General features: G+C 42.4%; 19 protein-coding genes. 12 read left to right on the top strand and 7 right to left on the bottom strand.

Going from position 1 to position 18,857, the window contains the following annotated elements:
* The first annotated feature begins 9 nt into the window (after positions 1-9).
* On the top strand, positions 10-5,034 hold the full coding sequence (locus G3T18_RS09655; protein WP_224410338.1) for a hypothetical protein: 5,025 nt from the start codon (positions 10-12) through the stop codon (positions 5,032-5,034).
* Between the two features lie 23 nt (positions 5,035-5,057).
* Here G3T18_RS09655 and bioD read toward each other — a convergent pair whose 3' ends face one another.
* Positions 5,058-5,720 carry a dethiobiotin synthase gene (gene bioD, locus G3T18_RS09650; protein ID WP_224410337.1) on the bottom strand — a complete coding sequence of 221 codons (663 nt, stop codon included), beginning with the start codon at positions 5,718-5,720 and terminating at the stop codon, positions 5,058-5,060.
* 226 nt (positions 5,721-5,946) lie between these two features.
* Positions 5,947-6,105: a hypothetical protein gene (locus G3T18_RS09645; protein ID WP_224410336.1), complete on the bottom strand. Its 159-nt coding sequence runs from the start codon at positions 6,103-6,105 to the stop codon at positions 5,947-5,949.
* Here G3T18_RS09645 and G3T18_RS09640 point away from each other — a divergent pair.
* Positions 6,060-7,055, top strand: coding sequence for a ribose-phosphate pyrophosphokinase (locus G3T18_RS09640; protein ID WP_318013949.1), 996 nt, complete (start codon positions 6,060-6,062; stop codon positions 7,053-7,055). The genes G3T18_RS09645 and G3T18_RS09640 overlap by 46 nt on opposite strands.
* Before the next feature lie 146 nt (positions 7,056-7,201).
* Here G3T18_RS09640 and G3T18_RS09635 read toward each other — a convergent pair whose 3' ends face one another.
* Genes G3T18_RS09635 through lepB form a run of 3 tightly spaced genes read right to left on the bottom strand, consistent with a single transcriptional unit; the run spans position 7,202 to position 8,313 of the window.
* Positions 7,202-7,387, bottom strand: coding sequence for a zinc ribbon domain-containing protein (locus tag G3T18_RS09635; RefSeq protein ID WP_397333926.1), 186 nt, complete (start codon positions 7,385-7,387; stop codon positions 7,202-7,204).
* On the bottom strand, positions 7,374-7,721 hold the full coding sequence (locus G3T18_RS09630; protein WP_224410334.1) for a zinc ribbon domain-containing protein: 348 nt from the start codon (positions 7,719-7,721) through the stop codon (positions 7,374-7,376). The genes G3T18_RS09635 and G3T18_RS09630 overlap by 14 nt, the downstream gene beginning before the upstream one ends.
* Entirely contained in the window at positions 7,675-8,313 is a 639-nt protein-coding gene (lepB, locus tag G3T18_RS09625) for a signal peptidase I (protein ID WP_224410362.1), read from the bottom strand. Before lepB ends, G3T18_RS09630 begins: the two co-directional genes overlap by 47 nt.
* 155 nt (positions 8,314-8,468) lie before the next feature.
* Between lepB and G3T18_RS09620 the strand changes: the two genes are divergently transcribed.
* From G3T18_RS09620 to G3T18_RS09605, 4 genes are all read left to right on the top strand, one after another.
* Complete coding sequence (locus G3T18_RS09620; protein WP_224410333.1) at positions 8,469-9,791, top strand: dihydroorotase; 1,323 nt, start codon at positions 8,469-8,471, stop codon at positions 9,789-9,791.
* Positions 9,792-10,095: 304 nt separating this feature from the next.
* Positions 10,096-10,818: a Crp/Fnr family transcriptional regulator gene (locus tag G3T18_RS09615; RefSeq protein WP_224410332.1), complete on the top strand. Its 723-nt coding sequence runs from the start codon at positions 10,096-10,098 to the stop codon at positions 10,816-10,818.
* A gap of 224 nt (positions 10,819-11,042) precedes the next feature.
* Positions 11,043-11,759: a Crp/Fnr family transcriptional regulator gene (locus G3T18_RS09610; protein ID WP_224410331.1), complete on the top strand. Its 717-nt coding sequence runs from the start codon at positions 11,043-11,045 to the stop codon at positions 11,757-11,759.
* Positions 11,760-12,015: 256 nt separating this feature from the next.
* The gene (locus G3T18_RS09605) at positions 12,016-12,441 is read left to right on the top strand and encodes a response regulator (protein WP_224410330.1); all 426 of its coding nucleotides are present in this window, start codon (positions 12,016-12,018) and stop codon (positions 12,439-12,441) included.
* A gap of 93 nt (positions 12,442-12,534) precedes the next feature.
* On the opposite strand, the gene G3T18_RS09600 is transcribed toward G3T18_RS09605, so the two are convergent.
* A complete protein-coding gene (locus G3T18_RS09600; protein ID WP_224410329.1) occupies positions 12,535-13,761 on the bottom strand; it encodes a molybdopterin molybdotransferase MoeA in 1,227 nt (408 codons plus the stop codon).
* A gap of 291 nt (positions 13,762-14,052) precedes the next feature.
* Between G3T18_RS09600 and G3T18_RS09595 the strand changes: the two genes are divergently transcribed.
* From G3T18_RS09595 to G3T18_RS09575, 5 genes are all read left to right on the top strand, one after another.
* Entirely contained in the window at positions 14,053-14,586 is a 534-nt protein-coding gene (locus tag G3T18_RS09595) for an RDD family protein (protein ID WP_224410328.1), read from the top strand.
* 42 nt (positions 14,587-14,628) lie between these two features.
* Positions 14,629-14,823, top strand: coding sequence for a 50S ribosomal protein L33 (gene rpmG, locus G3T18_RS09590; RefSeq protein WP_224410327.1), 195 nt, complete (start codon positions 14,629-14,631; stop codon positions 14,821-14,823).
* Between the two features lie 42 nt (positions 14,824-14,865).
* The gene (rpsR, locus tag G3T18_RS09585) at positions 14,866-15,081 is read left to right on the top strand and encodes a 30S ribosomal protein S18 (protein ID WP_224410326.1); all 216 of its coding nucleotides are present in this window, start codon (positions 14,866-14,868) and stop codon (positions 15,079-15,081) included.
* Positions 15,082-15,203: 122 nt separating this feature from the next.
* Positions 15,204-17,219, top strand: coding sequence for a ribonuclease catalytic domain-containing protein (locus tag G3T18_RS09580; protein WP_224410325.1), 2,016 nt, complete (start codon positions 15,204-15,206; stop codon positions 17,217-17,219).
* Complete coding sequence (locus tag G3T18_RS09575; RefSeq protein ID WP_224410324.1) at positions 17,191-17,592, top strand: hypothetical protein; 402 nt, start codon at positions 17,191-17,193, stop codon at positions 17,590-17,592. Before G3T18_RS09580 ends, G3T18_RS09575 begins: the two co-directional genes overlap by 29 nt.
* A 63-nt stretch (positions 17,593-17,655) precedes the next feature.
* On the opposite strand, the gene G3T18_RS09570 is transcribed toward G3T18_RS09575, so the two are convergent.
* On the bottom strand, positions 17,656-17,850 hold the full coding sequence (locus G3T18_RS09570) for a hypothetical protein (protein WP_224410323.1): 195 nt from the start codon (positions 17,848-17,850) through the stop codon (positions 17,656-17,658).
* Positions 17,851-18,454: 604 nt separating this feature from the next.
* On the opposite strand from G3T18_RS09570, the gene G3T18_RS09565 reads away from it, so the two are divergent.
* Positions 18,455-18,790: an STAS domain-containing protein gene (locus G3T18_RS09565; protein ID WP_224410322.1), complete on the top strand. Its 336-nt coding sequence runs from the start codon at positions 18,455-18,457 to the stop codon at positions 18,788-18,790.
* The last annotated feature ends 67 nt before the right edge of the window (positions 18,791-18,857 follow it).

Raw genomic sequence — 18,857 nt, 5'->3', positions numbered from 1 at the left:
TAAAAGTTTATGTCTCAATTGAACTCCCAAATCGAAATAGGTCTTTCTACCAATCTTATCGACGGGCTGAATCCTGCTTGGAACCCAAGCAATCAAATAACGAATATTTTACCAAAACCAAAAAAACAGGCGATACAGTCCGAACCCATAGAGCCAGTGTCGAACCGTGGAAATTGGTCTTTTCCAGATATTACACTTCACGAATCTGTAAAAAGTTTATTAGACGAGCTAATTCCTTACAAAGTAGTCAGTCCCGCAAGTGACATAGACGCACCTAAAATTGGAGCAGGCGCACTTTTAGTAGGTATGCCCAATAATCAAGCTGCATTAAGGCAATTATCTCAAACTATTGGGGTGGATCTAACAAATCCTAATTATTGCTACGCCTTAGTGAAACTAACTCGTCTTGATGGTTCAGATACACACGCTTCGGCTGCTAGCGGTATTTTAGTCCATGCACGTCCGGGAAATCCTGATGCTGCCTACCACTTAACCGAAGATTTTAAGTTTGATATCATCAAACTTCGCCACGGAGGAAGAGTCAGAACCCATGATTTTGATGGTGTGCTTAATGTCAAAACCGCTACACAAGAACTCGATTCATTTGCTGATTATGGAACGCATTATGTCTCTTCTGTGCTGTTAGGCGATACTATTTTGCAGGTTTTCGCCTACACGCGAGAGAAATTCGACAAAATTAAACCCGCCTATGCTAATGGAAAAAATCCACTTAGTGGTCCCGGTTCGCAGGATTTTGCACAGTTTACTACTGACAGTGCTACCGGTATATTCGGCTATGTGTCCGATTACGGAAACCTCATTTCTTTGAGTAATTCGGACATATTTCAGACAACACTGAGGAATGGAGATTGGATTGATACACTATGGTCATATAAAAATAGTATTTTCTCGCTTTTCAACACCAACTCCAAACTTTCTTTAATTACATTAGAACAACAGTTTCAGGAGCAGACGGTTATAGAAGTTCAACTGGCAAGTCTTAGTGTAATGATCGAACAAAAGCGAGGCTTGCTGTGGCAAAGGGTATTTAAAGCAGCGATGGTGCAAAAATACCGAACAAATATTGATGCAAATTTTGCGATTTATGATAACCGTGATTTTGTTTCAATGTTGCCAGAAGATTTGCCAAACCTAGTTTCGTATATTGCTACCCCGACGATCGATGTCTATAAAGTAAGACTCGATCTAGCACAGATGCAGTTTGTGGCAAAAGAGGAGGTGGAGAACTTTATTCTATTTAGCAATGTTCTTACTGCTTCAGGTAGTGCAGAAGTAGCAATTCCAGGAAGCAACATAAAACTGTTCGCTCAAGTGCTTGATATGCGCACCGATGCACAACCAAAGAATATTTTGCTGAGTGATAGTGCTTTTACATCATTAGAGATTGGGTGCAACGAATTTTTAGGCGCATTAATGGTTCAAAACGAATCAGGAACTGCATATAACGTTATTGTTGACGGCATTAAATTTGCTCTCGATGGCAGCAGCGTAGTGGTAGATTCTGATGTGCGAGTAGTTCCACCTAATGATTCTCTGCCACTGCTAGTCAATAGTCTTCAATATTCCATGACCTTTGCCGAAGCAGTCATGAGCGACCAGACAAGTCAGCAAAGCACTGCTCTCCAAGCGTTTATCAGCAACTATCTCAATTGGCTCGCCACTATTATCCCTGCTACAACCAGCGATGAAGAGCTTTTGGCTCTAAGGGTACGGGCTCTCGATCTTGCTAATTATGCCATCAATCCAAACTATGGTAGCTTCGTCCCGATCTTACCCGCAGAAGAGTATGACCAGTACATTGTCAGTATCTTAGATTATCTTGACCGCATTCAGCTCCAAATTGCCCAAAACAATCAGAGAATAGCCAACCGAAGATTGGAAGAGCTTACCATTGATGTGGCTAATACACTTAATCAGAATATTATTAATACTGGCGAGCTTGTGAGTGGCATTATCGATGCAAATGTCGCACAACAAAAAGATATGGAAGGGTTTTACGATGCCCTAATAAGTCAGAAAGAACAAGAAGCACAAAGGCAACAAACCAAGATAAATGAGCTAAAGGGGTTGCTCTTTTCTGCACAAGGTGATGTTGATTTTGCCGTACAGCAATATAAGTCTGCGGTAGAGCAGTGGCAGACAATGGAGGCAATTAAATTTGGGTTAGATGTCGCCACAAATCTCTTTAATCTCGGCACGACAATCGCCATCCCGTCTTCATCAATTAGTGCAGTTAAAGAGCTTGGTACAACGGTGCAAACAATCCAAAAAACACTGAATGTTCTCAATGCTACTTCTAAACTTTACAATGGTGCCGTAGCAGGTCTAAAAGGACTACAGGGAGCCCAAGAGACATTAGACGGACTTGAGGGTGCTGCATTTGGAAGCCCTTCAACCTTGTCTTGGGATGAAATGTCTATTCAATTTAACCAGATTATGGCAACAGGTCCAGATGTAAAAGTGGAGAAAGCTGCACTTCAGGCTGCATTTTCAACCCTCATACTGCGGGGTAAAGCCGTCACCAATGCCGAGTCATCCCTCCATGCGATCGAACGCGATATCTACACAAATCAGCAGCAAAAACAGATCAATGCCAATCAGGCTGCACGGCTTGCAGCACTTCAAGACAAACTTAAGCCTCAAGATATTCAAGACCTTGATAAAGCAGGGATCGATCTGATGGGCTTAACTGGGCATCTTGTATTTATTCAAAATCAGATGCTTACTATACTGGCTAAAGCCTTCTTGCAAAAAGACCTAGCACTGCAATACGAAAACCTACAGCCAGCAACCTTAATTTCAGCCTTTAGTCTTTTAAAGTTCAGCGCAGCAATCGTGCAGCAAAATGCTACCACGATCGCGGCAAAATCTGCATTGGCACAGTATCAAAAAGGCATTACCAATCCCCTGAACTTTACGATACCTAATGTAAAACCGTCTGACCTAACTGGCGGAGCAATTTTTAACACAACTATCTTTGTTGATGCACCGCTTTTCTTCCGTTATGTGGATGTTCGGATTGTCTCAGTTGTGGCGACAATTGATGGTGTGGAATCGACTGAAAGCGGTAATTACTTGTTAAAACTTGCCTATAACGGTACTCCATTTCACGATCGCAACATCGAACGCGATCCTCTCAATTTCCGGACACCCTGGCGCGAGCGAGTTTATGACTATCAGGTTGACGGAAATACTCCTAATTTCTCCGATGGCGGCCGCTCTTGGTCTGATGGTGTTAGTCCGATTACGCCGTTTTCCACCTGGGAGATATCTTTCCCCGATACCCAGACTAATAAAGGAATTAAATTCAACAAAGATCTCCTCACAATTACCCTTTCATTTGTACTGGAAGCCCGCATTGTCGATGTACAGGAGATGCTCCGGCTCAAGGCTGCCAAGCGAATGGGCATAATGCTTGGTGCTGCGCCTACGGCTTTGAGGGAACGCCAAATAGCACCAGCGCCGAGACCAATGGCTCTGGCAACAGCAACACGTCCTTCTACTTCGGAGCTTATTTCACAGATGTATGCTCAAGGAACCTGTACCAATGGGTGGGACGTTGTTTTTAATATGGGTTTAGACCAGATTAACTCTGCACTTCGAGATCAGTATGAATCTCTGAAAACAAATACCACCTACAAAAACACGATTACGGTTGATACTTCCGAAGATTATCCCGGAGGTGTGACGGTAATCAATAAATTCACCATCAACTACGGCTATCCCTTGTTGACCTTCAGTGTTAACAGCACTAATAGTGCGACCCTGAAGATGGAGATCCTTAGCGGTTCGGTGCAGAAATGCTCAAAAGTTGGCTCTGGACCGATAAATTGCGATTCACCGGAAGATATTAGTGGTGAGACTTTGACAGCGATCATCGACCTTGGTAAAGTAGCGGGTCAGACAGTTGTAGATGGTGCGGTACATGATGTCCTGAAAGTTCAGCTAAATATGGCAGAAGGGGCATTTACAATTAGCAATATTGACTTAAGCGATGTTACCAAGGTGGAGTTCAATAAGCAAGTCAAAGCATACTTTGTCAATAACCCAGTGATTTTTCTGATCAACGAACTCGACCTGACCCATATTCCCACTCTTAAAGCACTAAAACCAAGCAACTTTTTGTTTAAACCCTATGAATCGGCATCGAGTACGCAAATGTTGCAACTCTTTATTATGACAGGGGGACGGGGATTACTTAATTACTCCCAAGCATTTCTGAACAATATTCCCGAACCACTTCCAGAAGGACAGGACAGTAGTATGATGGTGCGCTCAGAAGTTGTATTTGAAGACGTACTACCGCAAAGTTTGCAAAACAGTAATTGGACACTTGCGGGAGTAGATCCTCAAGATCCGCACAAGGCATGGTCGGGGAAATTTACCAGTGCCTCGGTTTCAGCTTCAGTAGACTTGAGTAAGCTTAACCATACAAGCTCAACTTCCAATCCGCAAGGTGGTGGTGGGTCTACGACTACTTATACCTACTCCATACCGGGCGGTAACACGGTTAGTTGGTCGCTAAATAATACAACGCTTACCGTACAGAATGATGGACAAGTGGCTTATGGCGGCACACAGCAGAATACATTAAAGTACAATGAACATTCGTGTTATAGCTACTATCCCTGTTTCTTTAATTGCAGTCCGAAATGTAGCGATCGCCAGTTATCAACTGATGTAAGCATCGAAACTAACGCAACACTTAGCTTAAGTGTGGGCGATTCGGGACGCAATCAAACAATTACCATCGCCACATCAGGTCAAGCAGTTAACGTCACAGGACACCTTTCCGGCGGAGGACCATCGGGATCGGATGACTTAGAAGCGCAGGTAAATCAGCAAATTCGAGATCAGATCCCAAATCAAATTGCGAGTAATCTTTCGTTCAGCTTTAATGCAATCTCGGTATTTGCGCTAAAAAATTTGCTCTTTCCGTCAAACAATTACATTAACTTTAGTTCAAGTGCACTTCCGGGCGATATGCTTATTGTGGGAAATTTTACCCAATAGTAGCCAATCTCAACTCCAGAAGTTTAAAGACAATCGATCAAAGTTAAATTTGAGGCAATTTGAGTTAGTTTTTCTAAGTCAGTCGGATCGGCTAAATAAGGAAAAATACCTAAAACTGGTAGATTCGTTAAAGATTCAATTAACTCAATGGGAGTTAAATCGTTAAGTTTGGCTTCTGTTTCGGGTTGAGTACAGTTGAGGATAATACCTTTGAGGTGTACTTTAGTTTGAGAAGCGAGGGCGACATTAGCTACAGTAGCGGCGATCGCGCCTAATCTGACTGGTACGACTAAGACGACGTTTAATCGCCATTGGGCAGCTAAATCTGCTACGGTTAACTCCCCAGTGACGGGCGAACCTAGTCCGCCTAATGCTTCAATTAAAACAAAATCTTTTCTTTGCTGTAAGTCGTTTAACCCTTGCCAAACTTTAGCTAATTCGATCGTGCGTCCTTCTTTTGCGGCTGCGACTGGTGGTGCAACGGGTGTCTGAAAAACTAACGGCGATTTCGCTTCCACTGATAGCAGGCGATCGTATAACTCAATATCTCCTACTCCAGTTTGAATTAATTTTATCAGCCCCAAACTTTCTGGCTTACGATATTTTTGCCAATATGCCGCGATCGCTGTCGTTAATACTGTTTTGCCTACTTCTGTATCCGTTCCGCTTACCATCAAATTTTTCATTTGTCAAGAATATAAAAAAAAATAAACAGTTACAAAGGGAAATTATAACCTGAGATTCAACGACTCCACCCTGCTACACTTCGCCTGACGGCTCAGTTTGGCTGATGGTGGAGATTGCATCTATCGTCCAACGCAGTTCCGAATACCTAGAGCAGATTATCGACAAAGAAAGAAAAATGTCAACCGTAAAATCTATCAATTTTCAGAGTGAGACTCACCCAAAGAGCTAGAAAAGTAGCGCGATCGCCGGATCTTTTGGTTCTTCAAAGAAAGTAGAGGGTAAATAGTTATAAGCTGAAAAGGTAAGAATGCTGTCATCAAGAGGTTCAAAAGTTTGCCGTGAGCCGTTCTGCCACATTACCACTTCAGTCTTCAATGCTGACACCACTTTCAGAAAACAACCGCTTAAGGTTATTTTCTGGTTCTGCTAACATACCCCTGGCTCAAGAAGTTGCCCGTTATTTAGGCATGGACTTGGGACCAATGGTACGCAAGCAATTTGCTGATGGGGAACTTTACGTTCAAATTCAAGAATCGATTCGAGGTTGTGACGTTTATTTAATCCAGCCTTCCTGCCGTCCCGTCAACGATCATCTCATGGAATTACTGATCATGATTGACGCTTGTCGTCGCGCCTCAGCACGGCAAATCACCGCAGTAATTCCCTACTATGGTTATGCTCGAGCCGATCGCAAAACCGCCGGACGAGAGTCAATTGCTGCCAAGCTAGTAGCGAATTTAATGACCGAAGCTGGAGCAAATCGCATCCTCGCAATGGACTTGCACTCAGCGCAAATTCAAGGTTATTTCGATATCCCCTTCGACCACGTTTACGGTTCCCCAGTCCTGCTCGACTACTTAGCAAGTAAACAACTTTCCGACTTAGTAGTCGTTTCGCCAGACGTTGGTGGAGTTGCTCGAGCAAGAGCATTTGCCAAAAAGCTCAACGACGCGCCTCTAGCAATTATCGACAAACGGAGACAAGCACACAACGTCGCCGAAGTAATGAACGTCATCGGCGATGTCGCTGGTAAAACAGCCGTGTTAGTAGACGACATGATTGACACTGCCGGAACAATTTCCGAAGGCGCACGCTTGCTGCGAGAAGTGGGTGCGCGTCAAATTTATGCCTGTGCTACTCACGCCGTTTTCTCACCTCCCGCAGTAGAACGTTTATCAAGTGGATTGTTTGAAGAAGTAATCGTTACCAATACGATCCCCGTTCCTGAATCTAATCAGTTCGAGCAGTTAAGAACGCTAACGGTAGCCAACTTACTAGGCGAGACGATTTGGCGCATTCACGAAGACAGTTCTGTCAGCAGTATGTTTCGTTAATGGGAAACTAAGCACTAGAGCTTGGTAATTTGTGACATCTCCCACTCTGAATTAAAAATTACAGAGTGGGCTTCCAATCATCACTGACTGGATTTCCTACTTCTACGGGGAAGACTAGCGTTTCTGGCATCAGAAACGCCCCGTTTTCAACTTCCTTCCTCTGTAGGCAGTAACACCGTCTGCCCAACGGCTATAAGTCCTTTTTGCTCAACAATCATTGCCGCAGCAACATCTCTATTAGTCGTAAAATTACACTCAGGACAACTATGGACTCTTTGATTTAATTTCTTTTTACAAAAGTAAGCGCAATATATGCGGCTATATGTCAACATATTGAGCGTCTAGAGGCAACTTGACTGTGCCTGCAAGAGGAAAGAGAACTACTTGTGAATCCCCTCCCTTTAGCAACGCGGAGGGAGGGGAGTAGTCAACTGTATGTGTTCCACAGTTAGGGCAAGTTTGAGAAGTAAAATATGAACTTACTTTACCAAAATAAACTTGCCTTTTTTGACAAACTTGTTCCAATAGATCAACAAACGCGCCAAACCCAAAGTCAAGAGAGTGTTTTCTTGAAATTCCTCTTCCCCAGGATTTGAAATCAATCCCTAAAAGTAGGAATCTAATTCTCAACGGTAGTAGAATAAGGAACTTCGCTATCCACTCCACCAAGTCGATTCAGGGGCCAAAAGCGGACTACTGCTCTACCAATAATATTTTCGCGAGGGACAACACCCCAACAACGACTGTCATAGCTATTGTTACGGTGATCGCCTAGAACCAAATAAGAGTCTTCAGGGATAGTAACAGGTTCCTCTAGGTAGGGAACATCATTAGGAAAACACATTCCCACTTGAGTATCCTCGCCTTGGGCAATATAATTTTCTCTTAAAGGTTCGCCGTCTACATAAACTTGTCCATCTGTAACTGCGATTGTCTCTCCAGGTAAACCAATTACCCGTTTGATAAAAGCATCTTTGAATTGTCGATCTTGTAAAGCTTGGGTAGGGGAAAATACTACGACATCTCCTCGTTCTGGATCTCCAAAGCGATAACTGAGCTTTTCGATAATTAGGCGATCGTTGATTTGTAGCGTTGGTTCCATCGAACCAGAAGGAATATAACGTGCTTCAGCGACAAAGTGCCGAATCCCGATCGCTAGGAAGACGCTCAAGCCAACCGTCTTCAGCGCTTCTACCCAAGGATTTTCAGCTTTTGGTTGAGTTTTCGCGCGTCGCTGTTGTTCGGGTACTTGAGTCATAGCCATTCCATCACGGTAAATTTACAAGTGTGAGTCAAGGGAAAATAGGGAAAAATCTCTACTGTGGTTTGGTCCCTGTCTAGGGGCTGTTCTTTCATTTAACTGCACAATTCCCAATTTTGACTATTAAAGTTAAGTCGAATTTCAAATTTATTATGTCTTCTACTGCCGATCTAACAATTCGTCAAGCCCGGATTCTCTTGCCAGAGGGGGATTTACAAGTGGGTGACGTTCTCATCCAAAAGGGCAAAATTTCCCGCATTGCTCCCGAAATTGTCGGGACGGAAACCGATGTGGAAGTTGACGCACGAGGTTTGACTTTGTTTCCTGGGGTAATCGATCCTCAAGTGCATTTTCGCGAACCAGGTTTGGAACACAAGGAGGATTTGTTTACCGCTAGCTGTGCTTGTGCAAAGGGTGGGGTTACTTCTTTCTTGGAAATGCCCAATACTCGTCCTCTGACGATTAATCAAGCGGCGATGGATGATAAACTTAGTCGTGCGGCGCAAAAGTGTTTGGTTAATTATGGCTTTTTTATTGGCGCGACGGCTGATAATTTGTCAGATTTACTTTCGGTTAATCCTACCTGTGGAATTAAAATTTTTATGGGTTCGTCTCACGGGGCTTTGTTGGTGAGTGAGGAGGAAGTTTTAGAGCCAATTTTTGCTAATGGCTCTCGCTTGATTGCGGTTCATGCTGAAGATCAAGCTCGAATTATTCAACGTCGCCAACAATTTAAGGGTATAACAGATCCGGCGATTCATTCACAAATTCAAGATGAACAAGCGGCGCTGAATGCGACGAAGTTGGCTTTGAAACTCTCGAAAAAATATCAGCGACGTTTACATATTCTGCATCTTTCCACAGGTGTAGAAGCTGAGTTATTGCGTGATGATAAACCTAGTTGGGTGACGGCGGAAGTTACACCACAGCATTTGTTATTAAATACTGATGCTTATGCTGAAATCGGTACTTTAGCGCAGATGAATCCGCCTTTACGAAGTCCAGAAAATAATACAATTCTTTGGCAGGCTTTACTTGATGGTGTAATTGATTTTATCGCTACAGATCACGCTCCTCATACTTTGTCAGAAAAAGCGAAAGGCTATCCTAATAGTCCTTCAGGAATGCCTGGAGTGGAAACTTCTTTACCTTTAATGCTCACTCAAGCAGTGCAGGGACGTTGTACGATCGCTCAAGTCTCAAATTGGATGTCTACTGCGGTGGCTAAAGCTTATTGTATCCCCAATAAAGGCGCGATCGCTCCGGGATTTGATGCGGATTTAGTTCTTGTCGATCTTGATAACTATGATATAGTTCGTCAAGAAGAATTACAAACTAAATGTGGTTGGAGTCCTTTTACAGGTTGGAAATTAACTGGATTCCCCCAAGTTACGATTGTCAATGGTGAAATCGTTTACAACCGAGGTAAATTAAATACTGAGGTACGTGGTAAAGCCTTGACATTTGACACTTAATAATATCTACGGCAGTGCTATTTTATTTTGGCACTGCCAAAATTTCCCAATGATTTTAGTATTTAGGTGCAAAATCGTACAGACTTAGGTGTAATAAATAATTTACTTTTTACTAATTGGAGGATGGAGTTGTTTTTAACTTTAAGCAAGTAATTTACCTATCTAAATGGACAATTTTAACCAACAGTCTTAAGGATTAAATTGCTTTCACAAAGTTGAAATCTTATTTCTATAGAGTTCTAGTTGGCGATCGCTAAAACATTAATTTCCTCTAGAATACTGAAAAACTCTATAATCACTTTTAATGAATCAATTTCTTAACAAAAGACCAATAAACCAGATATTAGCAGCCTTACCTGAGTCAGAATACGATCGCCTATTACCTTATCTAGAATTTGTCGAGCTTTCTGTGGGGCAAGTTCTCTACAATCCCCAAGAAAATATTACCCAAGTTTATTTTCCCGATCGAGGTATAGTTTCTTTAGTCTACATTCTCGAAGACGGCGCAACTGCTGAAGTTGGCTTAATCGGGAAAGAAGGTGTGGTCGGTCTTCCAGTGATTCTCGGAGGGAACTCGACGATTAATCAAGCGATCGTGCAAATCGAAGGTTCTGCTTATAAAATTGATGCTATTCGCTTAAAAAACGAATTCGATCGAGGTGGAAAATTGCAACAAATGTTGTTACTCTACACCCAAGCTCTACTGACCCAAATTTCTCAAACTGCTGTCTGCAATGCCCAGCATACCATTGAAGAGCGACTGGCTCGCTGGCTGCTGACGGTTCAAGAGTTGTTAGATACCACCGAAGAATTGCCCCTGACTCAAGAATTTATTTCCAATATGTTAGGGACGCGCCGTTCGGGGGTTACTGTAGCTGCGGGAAGACTTCAAGCCGCAGGTACGATCTCCTATCGCCGAGGCAAAATTACGATCCTCAATCAAGAAGAATTAGAATTAATTGCTTGTGAATGCTATCAAATCCTCAAAGATGAATTTCGACGTTTACTTAGTTTTGAGTGCGATTAAACTTAGCGTTTCTGAGTTAGCTATTTTCTCAAGGAGAAATACTGATTGAGGCTTAAGTTAGGAAGCGAACAGACAGGAAATGCTGAACTTGCTTACGGTAAAAAAATGACAATCAACTCTCCATTTCTCTAAGCAGGAGATAGTTTTTTTTACATGAGGCGATCTAAAAATTATTTCCTCATGTATTCAGTTGTTTTTTGACCATCCAATTCAGTAATCATTGAATGTCCGGAACTTCAAATGTAAATCAGTTAGCTAACAAATTGCTAAGAGCTTTACCAGACTCAGAATACCAACGTCTCGTTCCTTATTTAGAGCTTGTTTCCCTGGCTCCAGGACAAGTTATTCATAATTCCTTTGAACCAATTTTAGATGTTTATTTCCCCGAACAAGGCTTAATTTCTTTAGTTTTGCTTCTTGTTCGAGGTTCAAATACTGAAGTTGCTTTAGTTGGCAATGAAGGAATGATTGGAATTTCTGCATTTTTAGGTGGCAAAATAAGCATTAGTCAGGCGATTACTCAGGTAGAAACTACTGCTTGGAAGTTACCAGCGACAGTGCTAAAAAGTGAGTTTTACCAAAGTCAAGCATTGCGAAAAGTGTTGCTACTATATACGCAAGCTTTTCTAACCTATATTTCTCAAATTGCCATCTGCAATTCCCAACATACCACAGAAAAAAGATTTGCCCGTTGCTTGCTTTCGATCCAAGACCGTCTGAAGATAGATGGTTTCGCTCTCACCCAAAAATTGATAGCATCTATGCTGGGTGTAAATCGCTCTAGTGTCGCGATCGCTGCTAGCACCCTTCAGCAAGCTGGAATAATTCAATCTCGTCGGGGGAAAATTACTATTATCGATCGAGAAGCATTAGAATCTGTTGCTTGTGAGTGTTATCACTCGATTACTTCAGAATTCTCTCGTTTGTTGGATATTAAGTAAAGATCGTCTCTTTTCGTCAAAACTTGGGTCAAGCTATAGCGAAACCCGAGTTTTTTGTGTTTATCACCGTACAGACGCCATTTTTTAAACTTTCTATTCTAAAAGCAAACCATTGCTTTAACTAACTTTGCTGAACCCAATTTTACAACAGCGATCGCTGTTGTTGGTAGTGACTTAGTTAGTAGAGACGCGGTTTTTTCATTTCTTAACAGTTTCTAACCCTAAACTTCCACTGAAAATTTAACAAAAATTTAATATGTCTAGCCAAGTAATGTTTCCCTCAAATTCTGTTGCTTCCCCAACTTTAAGCGGTCTTCGCATTCTAATTGTTGATGGCGATGAAGATACGAGGAACTTATTCGCCTTATTTTTGCAATTGCAAGGAGCAGAAGTAATTGCAGTTGATTCAGTCAGTGAAGCTTTAAATACCTTAACACATTTTTCGGCAAATATTCTCCTGAGTGAATTGATGATTCCTTACGAAGATGGCTACTCGCTAATCTCTCAAATCAGAAACCATCAACTCGAACATATTTATCAAGTTCCTGTAATTGCTGTTACTGTAGCAGCTAGACAAGAAGATCGCCAACTTGCACTAGCTAAAGGTTTTAATGCTCATATCTCTAAACCAGTCGATCTTGACGATCTGTGTTTCTTGATTAATCAACTGAGTCAATATTGAAATACGATCTCAAATCTGATTATCAATTATCTAGCGGGTAAGGTTTGCTCGTTCATTTTTTAATGAAAATTAAGATCGGGGCTTAATGGTTATTTAAATTTGCAGAGCTGCTACTAACTCTCCAGCACTAACTACTTTTGCGCCTACAGGTAGCACAGCCAAACCATTAGTTGCTGCTAAATTAATTAAATTACCAGAACTATGCGAACCGCCAGCCAAAGCAAATTCGTAGCAACCATCAACTAATTTTAACTCTCCCCAAAGATAGGTTTCTCGGCGACCGTTAGCACGCAATTCTTGACAAGTTTTTGCTTTCACAAATTTTGGTTCCCAACCTGTTGATAAACCAGAAAGTTTTTTCAATGCAGGTTGGACGAAACGCCAACAACTTACTAACGCCGAAACCGGATTTCCTGGTATGCCAAAATATAAACAATTAGGAAAAGTTGCAACTGTCAAAGGTTTACCAGGTTTAACTGCAACCGAACGAATGTGAATTTCTCCTTTTAACTCAGCCAAAATACGATCCACATAATCATAATCTCCCACAGAAACACCGCCAGTAGAAAGTACTACATCTGCTTGAGAAATTGCTTTAGCTATTGCTTTTTGGAGAGCTTCTGGTCGGTCGGGTACAATTCCTAAAGGGATTGGGATGCAGTTATTTTCAGCGACAAAACTAGCCAGTGCATATTGATTAGAATCAACAATTTGTCCTGGTTTTAAAGCTTGTTCTGGGGTTACTAATTCGTCTCCTGTAGATAAAATGGCGACACGAGGACGACGATATACTTTTAAGTTAGTACATTGTGCGGCGGCGAGTACAGCTATTGCTGAGGGGGTGAGTCTAATTCCTGAATCTAGCAAAATATTTCCGGCTTGGTAATAGGATGCTTGTTGTCTGACGAAAGCTTGAGGTTGTTTGGGTGGAGAGAAAATTAGGACGCGAGAACCTTGTTTTTTGGCGTTCTCCTGCATCACAATTGTATCTGCGCCTGGTGGTACGATCGCCCCAGTAAAAATTCTCGCTGCTTGCTGCGATCGCACAATTTTTTGTGGTTGATAACCTGCGGGAATTTCTTCGATAATTTCTAAGCTTACTGGTTCTTCTTGGCTACAGTTTTCTACATCAGCAAATCTTACTGCATAACCATCCATCGCTGAATTATCCCAGTGAGGAAAATCTAACTTACTCGTCACTGGCGCTGCTAAAATCCGTCCTGTGGCATCTGTGATTTTTACCACATCTATGTTATTTTGTCCAGAAAAAGGTTGAACTAAATCGAAAATAATTGTTGACGCTTGTTTGACTGACAGCATAATTCAGCGATCCAGTAGCCGCATTTACCAGTTTATATTTCTTGCTACTTTGTCTGGTTTCCTGTTCGCGATCGACAACGTTGCTACAGCTTCCTCGCTAAAATAAATAGTAATTTGTCGAGCGATCCCCAGCCAGTGAACAGTGAACAGTGAACAGTTACCAGTTTACCCTCGAATCCCCAGTTATTCTAATTTCACCTTGCTCAATCTCTTCTCTTGACAATCCTGACTGATAACTGATTACTGATAACTGCTAACTGAAAACCCCAGTCCCTAATTCCCAATAAACTAATGTATAGCGAACAACCAGTCCCAAAACGCTTTCCCAAAGTTCCCATCGAACGCAGGGCGGCTGCGTTTTTGCTTGATTTTGTCACCGTTTGGCTGCTAAGTTCGTTTTTTGGCGTTGGTGTAGTCAGGTGGATAATTTTTCTGCTTCTTTGGCTAGGGCTACGAGTGTTTTTCGTCAGCAGTAATAAAGGTCAAAGTTTTGGTCACTGGGCTTTGGACATGAAACTGCTAGAATTGAGGTTTCGGAAACTCCCAGATTTGCTGACTTTAGGGAAACGAGAGGGAATAGTTGGGGCGGGGGCGTTATTAGCATCAATCGGCTTAAATATTAATATTACCAACGCCTTATCAATGCTGTTGTTATGTGCGCCCTTGTTAGTAGATTTGGCGATCGCCGCCAGCGATCGCGAGTGGCAACAAGCTTATCACGATCGCCTTGCCGGAACAGTAGTCATCCAAACCCAACGTGGCTTTTCTCTTGACTTACGAGCCAAACGCTGGCTTGCCGAAATTCGCTATCGTATGAGAAGATAGTAAATTGCGTTTAAATTTGACAGAGGCAGTCAAAGAGGAACTATGGCAACCAAAAAGGGCGTAAGAATCACGATTACATTAGAGTGTACCGAATGCCGGACAAATCCCGACAAGAGATCGAACGGTGTCTCTCGCTATACAACCAGCAAAAACCGCCGCAATACAACGGGTAGAATGGAACTAAAAAAATTCTGTACCCACTGTAATCGACACACGGTTCACAAGGAAATAAAATAAAACAACCCAAATATAGGCAATTAATCAACCACAGAGTAAATTATGAGTTACTATCGCAAACGTCTTTCCCCAATTAAACCCGGCGATCCCATCGATTACAAAGATATCGATCTGTTACGGAAGTTTATCACAGAACGAGGCAAAATCTTGCCCCGACGAATTACAGGCTTAACTTGTCAGCAGCAAAGAGACTTAACAGAATCAGTAAAGCGGGCGAGAATCCTGGCGATGTTACCCTATGTGAACAAAGAAGGATAAAACAAGCCGAATCAAGCAGATTTGGAGAGTATCGGGCGTGAAAAAAAGTAAGCGCCCGCTCCAGAAAAGACAGCCTAAATGTTAACTTGATAAATGAAGATATCCAAAAAAGCACAAAGCTGGTGGAAAAAGGAACGCTAATCGAATTTAGACTACATGGAGAACGCCGTCTTGCCGTTGTCGATCGTCCGGAAGGCAAAAAAGATTGGATTGTAGTAGATGAAGGGGGTCAAGCGCACAAACTTCGTGCGCAGCGAGTGGAATATGAAGTTGAGGGCGGTCCCTACCAACCATCAGACATCCCAGGTTTTGTGCAAGAGGTAGAACCATTTTTAGATCCGACGAGTTTGGAAGTAGCCTGGGAGTTGCTAGTAGAAGAGGGAGAAGGGGTAACACCAGCAGCAATGGCGCAGCTATTGTTTTCCGATGGGAGTTGCGAAAAGTGCTACGCAGCACACAAACTCTTAAGCGAAGATAAAATTTATTTTAAGAAAAAAGGATCTCGCTACGAACCTCGTTCAGTAACCCAAGTAGCAGAAATTAAACATCAGCTAGAAGTAGAGGAGTTGCGAGAACGAGAAAGAGAAGAATTTTTACAGCGCGTGCAGAGTGCCTTGGCAGGTGAAAAAGTAGAGTGGAGTGATAGCGATCGCTCTCGCCTGGAAGTTTTATCAAGATATATCCTTCAACCAGAGGCAGGATCTCGTCCCGCCCAAGAGATTTTGGCAGATTTAGAAATTCCCCAAAATCCCGAAGCAGCTTTTGATTTACTGGTCAATATTGGCTGGTGGACGACCCACGAAAACCTATTTCTGCGCCGCAGTTCCTACCCAATATACTTCCCAAAAAAGGTGCTTGAAGTGGCGCAGCAATGCTTGCAATCTCCACCCCCCGATTCCAATCCCAATCGCCTAGATTTAACTCGTCACAAGGTTTACACGATTGATGACGAAAGTACCAAAGAAATTGACGATGGTTTGAGCGTGGAAAATCTTGGCGAAGGTAAATATCGCCTCTGGATACACATCGCCGATCCTACTCGTTTAGTTTCTCCTGGAGATGAATTAGATTTAGAAGCCCGACGGCGCAGTACCAGCTTGTATTTGCCGACAGGGACAATTTCTATGTTCCCGGTGGAACTGGCAACAGGTCCGATGAGTTTGGTTCAAGGTCAAGTTTGTCCTGCCTTGAGTTTTGGCGTAATTTTAGACGAAACTGGCGGTGTGGCTGACTACAGTATCCATGCCAGCTTAATTAAGCCTACATATCGCCTAACTTACGATGATGTTGATGAAATGCTTCAGTTGGGCATCAAGGCAGAATCAGAAATTAGCATTCTTGCTGAAGCCGCCCAACAACGCTCCCAGTGGCGACAAAATCAAGGTTCAATTAATATCTCGATGCCCGAAAGTTCGATTAAAGTCGATCGAGACGAGGAAATTATTATTGAACTGTTGGATAACTCACCATCTCGTCAGTTGGTAGCTGAAATGATGATTTTGGCTGGAGAAGTGGCGGGACGTTACGGTCGAGATCATCATCTACCTCTACCATACCGAGGGCAGCCTCAGCCGGAATTACCTCCGGAAGAAGAATTATTGCTGTTACCCCCAGGTCCGGTGCGTTTCTCTGCTTTACGTCGTTGTATGCCTCGCAGTGAAATTAGCACTACTCCTATTCGTCATGCTGGCTTGGGTTTGGATATTTATACTCAAGCTACTTCTCCTATTCGTCGCTACACCGATCTTTTAGTTCATTTCCAACTGAAGGCACATTTGCGCGGAGGAGAGTTACCTTTCTCGGCAGAGGAACTACCAGAGATTATTTATAGCGTTGTTGCTGCGGCTTCTGAGGCGACGTTAGTCGAACGCCAAACTAATCGTTATTGGGGATTAGAATATCTGCGTCGCAATGAAAATATGGTTTGGCAGGCGCTAGTTTTGCGCTGGTTGCGCGAAGACGAAAATCTTGGTTTAATTTTGTTAGAGGAGTTGGGCTTAGAGTTACCTCATCGCTTTAATCGTTCTGTACAGCTCGGCTCTCGCTTGGAAGTTCAAGTAAGTAGTGCCGATCCTCGCCAAGATTTGATTCGCTTCCGAGAGTTGGCTGATGCACCAGCCGAACCAGCAGCTACTTAGGTTTTCACCAGTGGTTAAACAAGCAAATTCTCAGTTTCAACCTCACCAGATTGTCTATTTGGAGCATGGATCTTGCCGCCTCTATTGTGAGGTTATTCAAGTTATTAGTTCTCGGCAAAGGTGTTGGGTTCGCCCTTGGCTTTTGGCGATCGCTTCGCCTGAAGAACCGGAGACGATCTATAATCTGCACGAGAGTGCCGATCTAGTTTGGTACGCTAGGGAGTTTTGTTTGGCTGTGGATGCAGAACTAATTCCACTCCTGACACGACTAAATACCTGCGATCGCGATATCCACCAAACTCGTCAACAATTAAATTATTTTCTCAACCAACTTTGGCGAGAAACTTCCGTTCCTAAAAAACTGTCTTGTTAAAATTGTCTGATTTGAATTTTTTTTTGCTAGAAATTAAACTGTTTTCCTTGGTAGTTTGTTACTCTAAATACTAGGAACTAACTGAATTCTTCCTGCATCCATTTCTGCCATTAGTAATTCCAAAGCTTCGTAATCTACGTCGGAAATATAACCCATACGAGTCATTTCTTCGTTGATCGCATTCTCAATTTCTGGTGTTAGCTTTCTGATATAAAGGGCTTTCTCTACTAATTCGCGAATAACTCGTGTTGTTTTCACGCTTAACCTCCTGGCGCTGGAAGATCCTGCCTACTCGCTTGATTTCTTACCTCAAAGGGTTTCGTCTGCTGACAGGAAGGATATACTACCAAAGCGCTTTTTTGTTGATTTAACTGTTGTTTAGTATCGCTTTAGTTAGTTAAATTCTCGGTTGAAATTTCCCTCGCTTTAGTGATCGAACTTGTAGAGTAAGGTGATCTTAATCACTGCTTATTTGCTAAATTATATCTTTGACGCCAAAATTACTGTTATCTGATGTTTTTTGCCGTCAAATTCGGGCGCAATTTGTGTCTTCTTCTTCTTCAGTTCATCCTAGAGAGCAAGTAATTTGTTTTTTGACTTTGCTTGTCTAGTTATCCTAAGAGTTAAATTTACCCCTAGTTTGTTGCTGTTAGGAAATTTATTCTTTTATTGTAACTAATTATACCAGTAAGTAATTTGGCGACAATATTTATCAAAAACTTTAAAAAAAACCAGTTTTATGTGAAGATTCCGTAAAATAGTACATTTAGACTAGACACTCAGGGTAATTACGGATTATCGTCAAAGGCAAGTCAGCAGAAGACGGCAAAAGCGAAAAAACTATTGAGGGAGAAAAATAGTTATGAATACGGTTGTAAATTCTCACGCGATCTCCATTGCTCCTAGCGGCTACATCAACGCCGCTAATGCAACCGAGTTTCAAGAAGAACTAACTACTGCGGTTGGGAAGCAAGGAATTTCCACGATTGTAGTGGATATGGCAGAAGTAGAATTTATTGACAGTGCTGGTTTAATGGCATTAGTAACAGCACTACGTTTAGCAAAAAGCCTTCGCAGACAGTTGTTCCTGCGCTCAGTTGGTGCGTCAATACGAATTGTCTTAGAATTGAGTCAACTAGATCGAGCTTTTGAAATTTTGGATTCTCCAGAAGCTTGCGAGACATCAGTGAGGTACTAGAGAGTTGGGAAAAAAGGTTTTCGAGTTAGTCAGATAGCGGCGATCGCAGTTCTCACCTCATCAGTAG

The sequence above is a fragment of the Oscillatoria salina IIICB1 genome (genome assembly GCF_020144665.1).
Classification (GTDB): Bacteria; Cyanobacteriota; Cyanobacteriia; order Cyanobacteriales; family SIO1D9; genus IIICB1.
The sequence above is the reverse complement of the archived record's forward strand: the minus strand, read 5'-3'. Positions and strand labels throughout refer to the sequence as shown.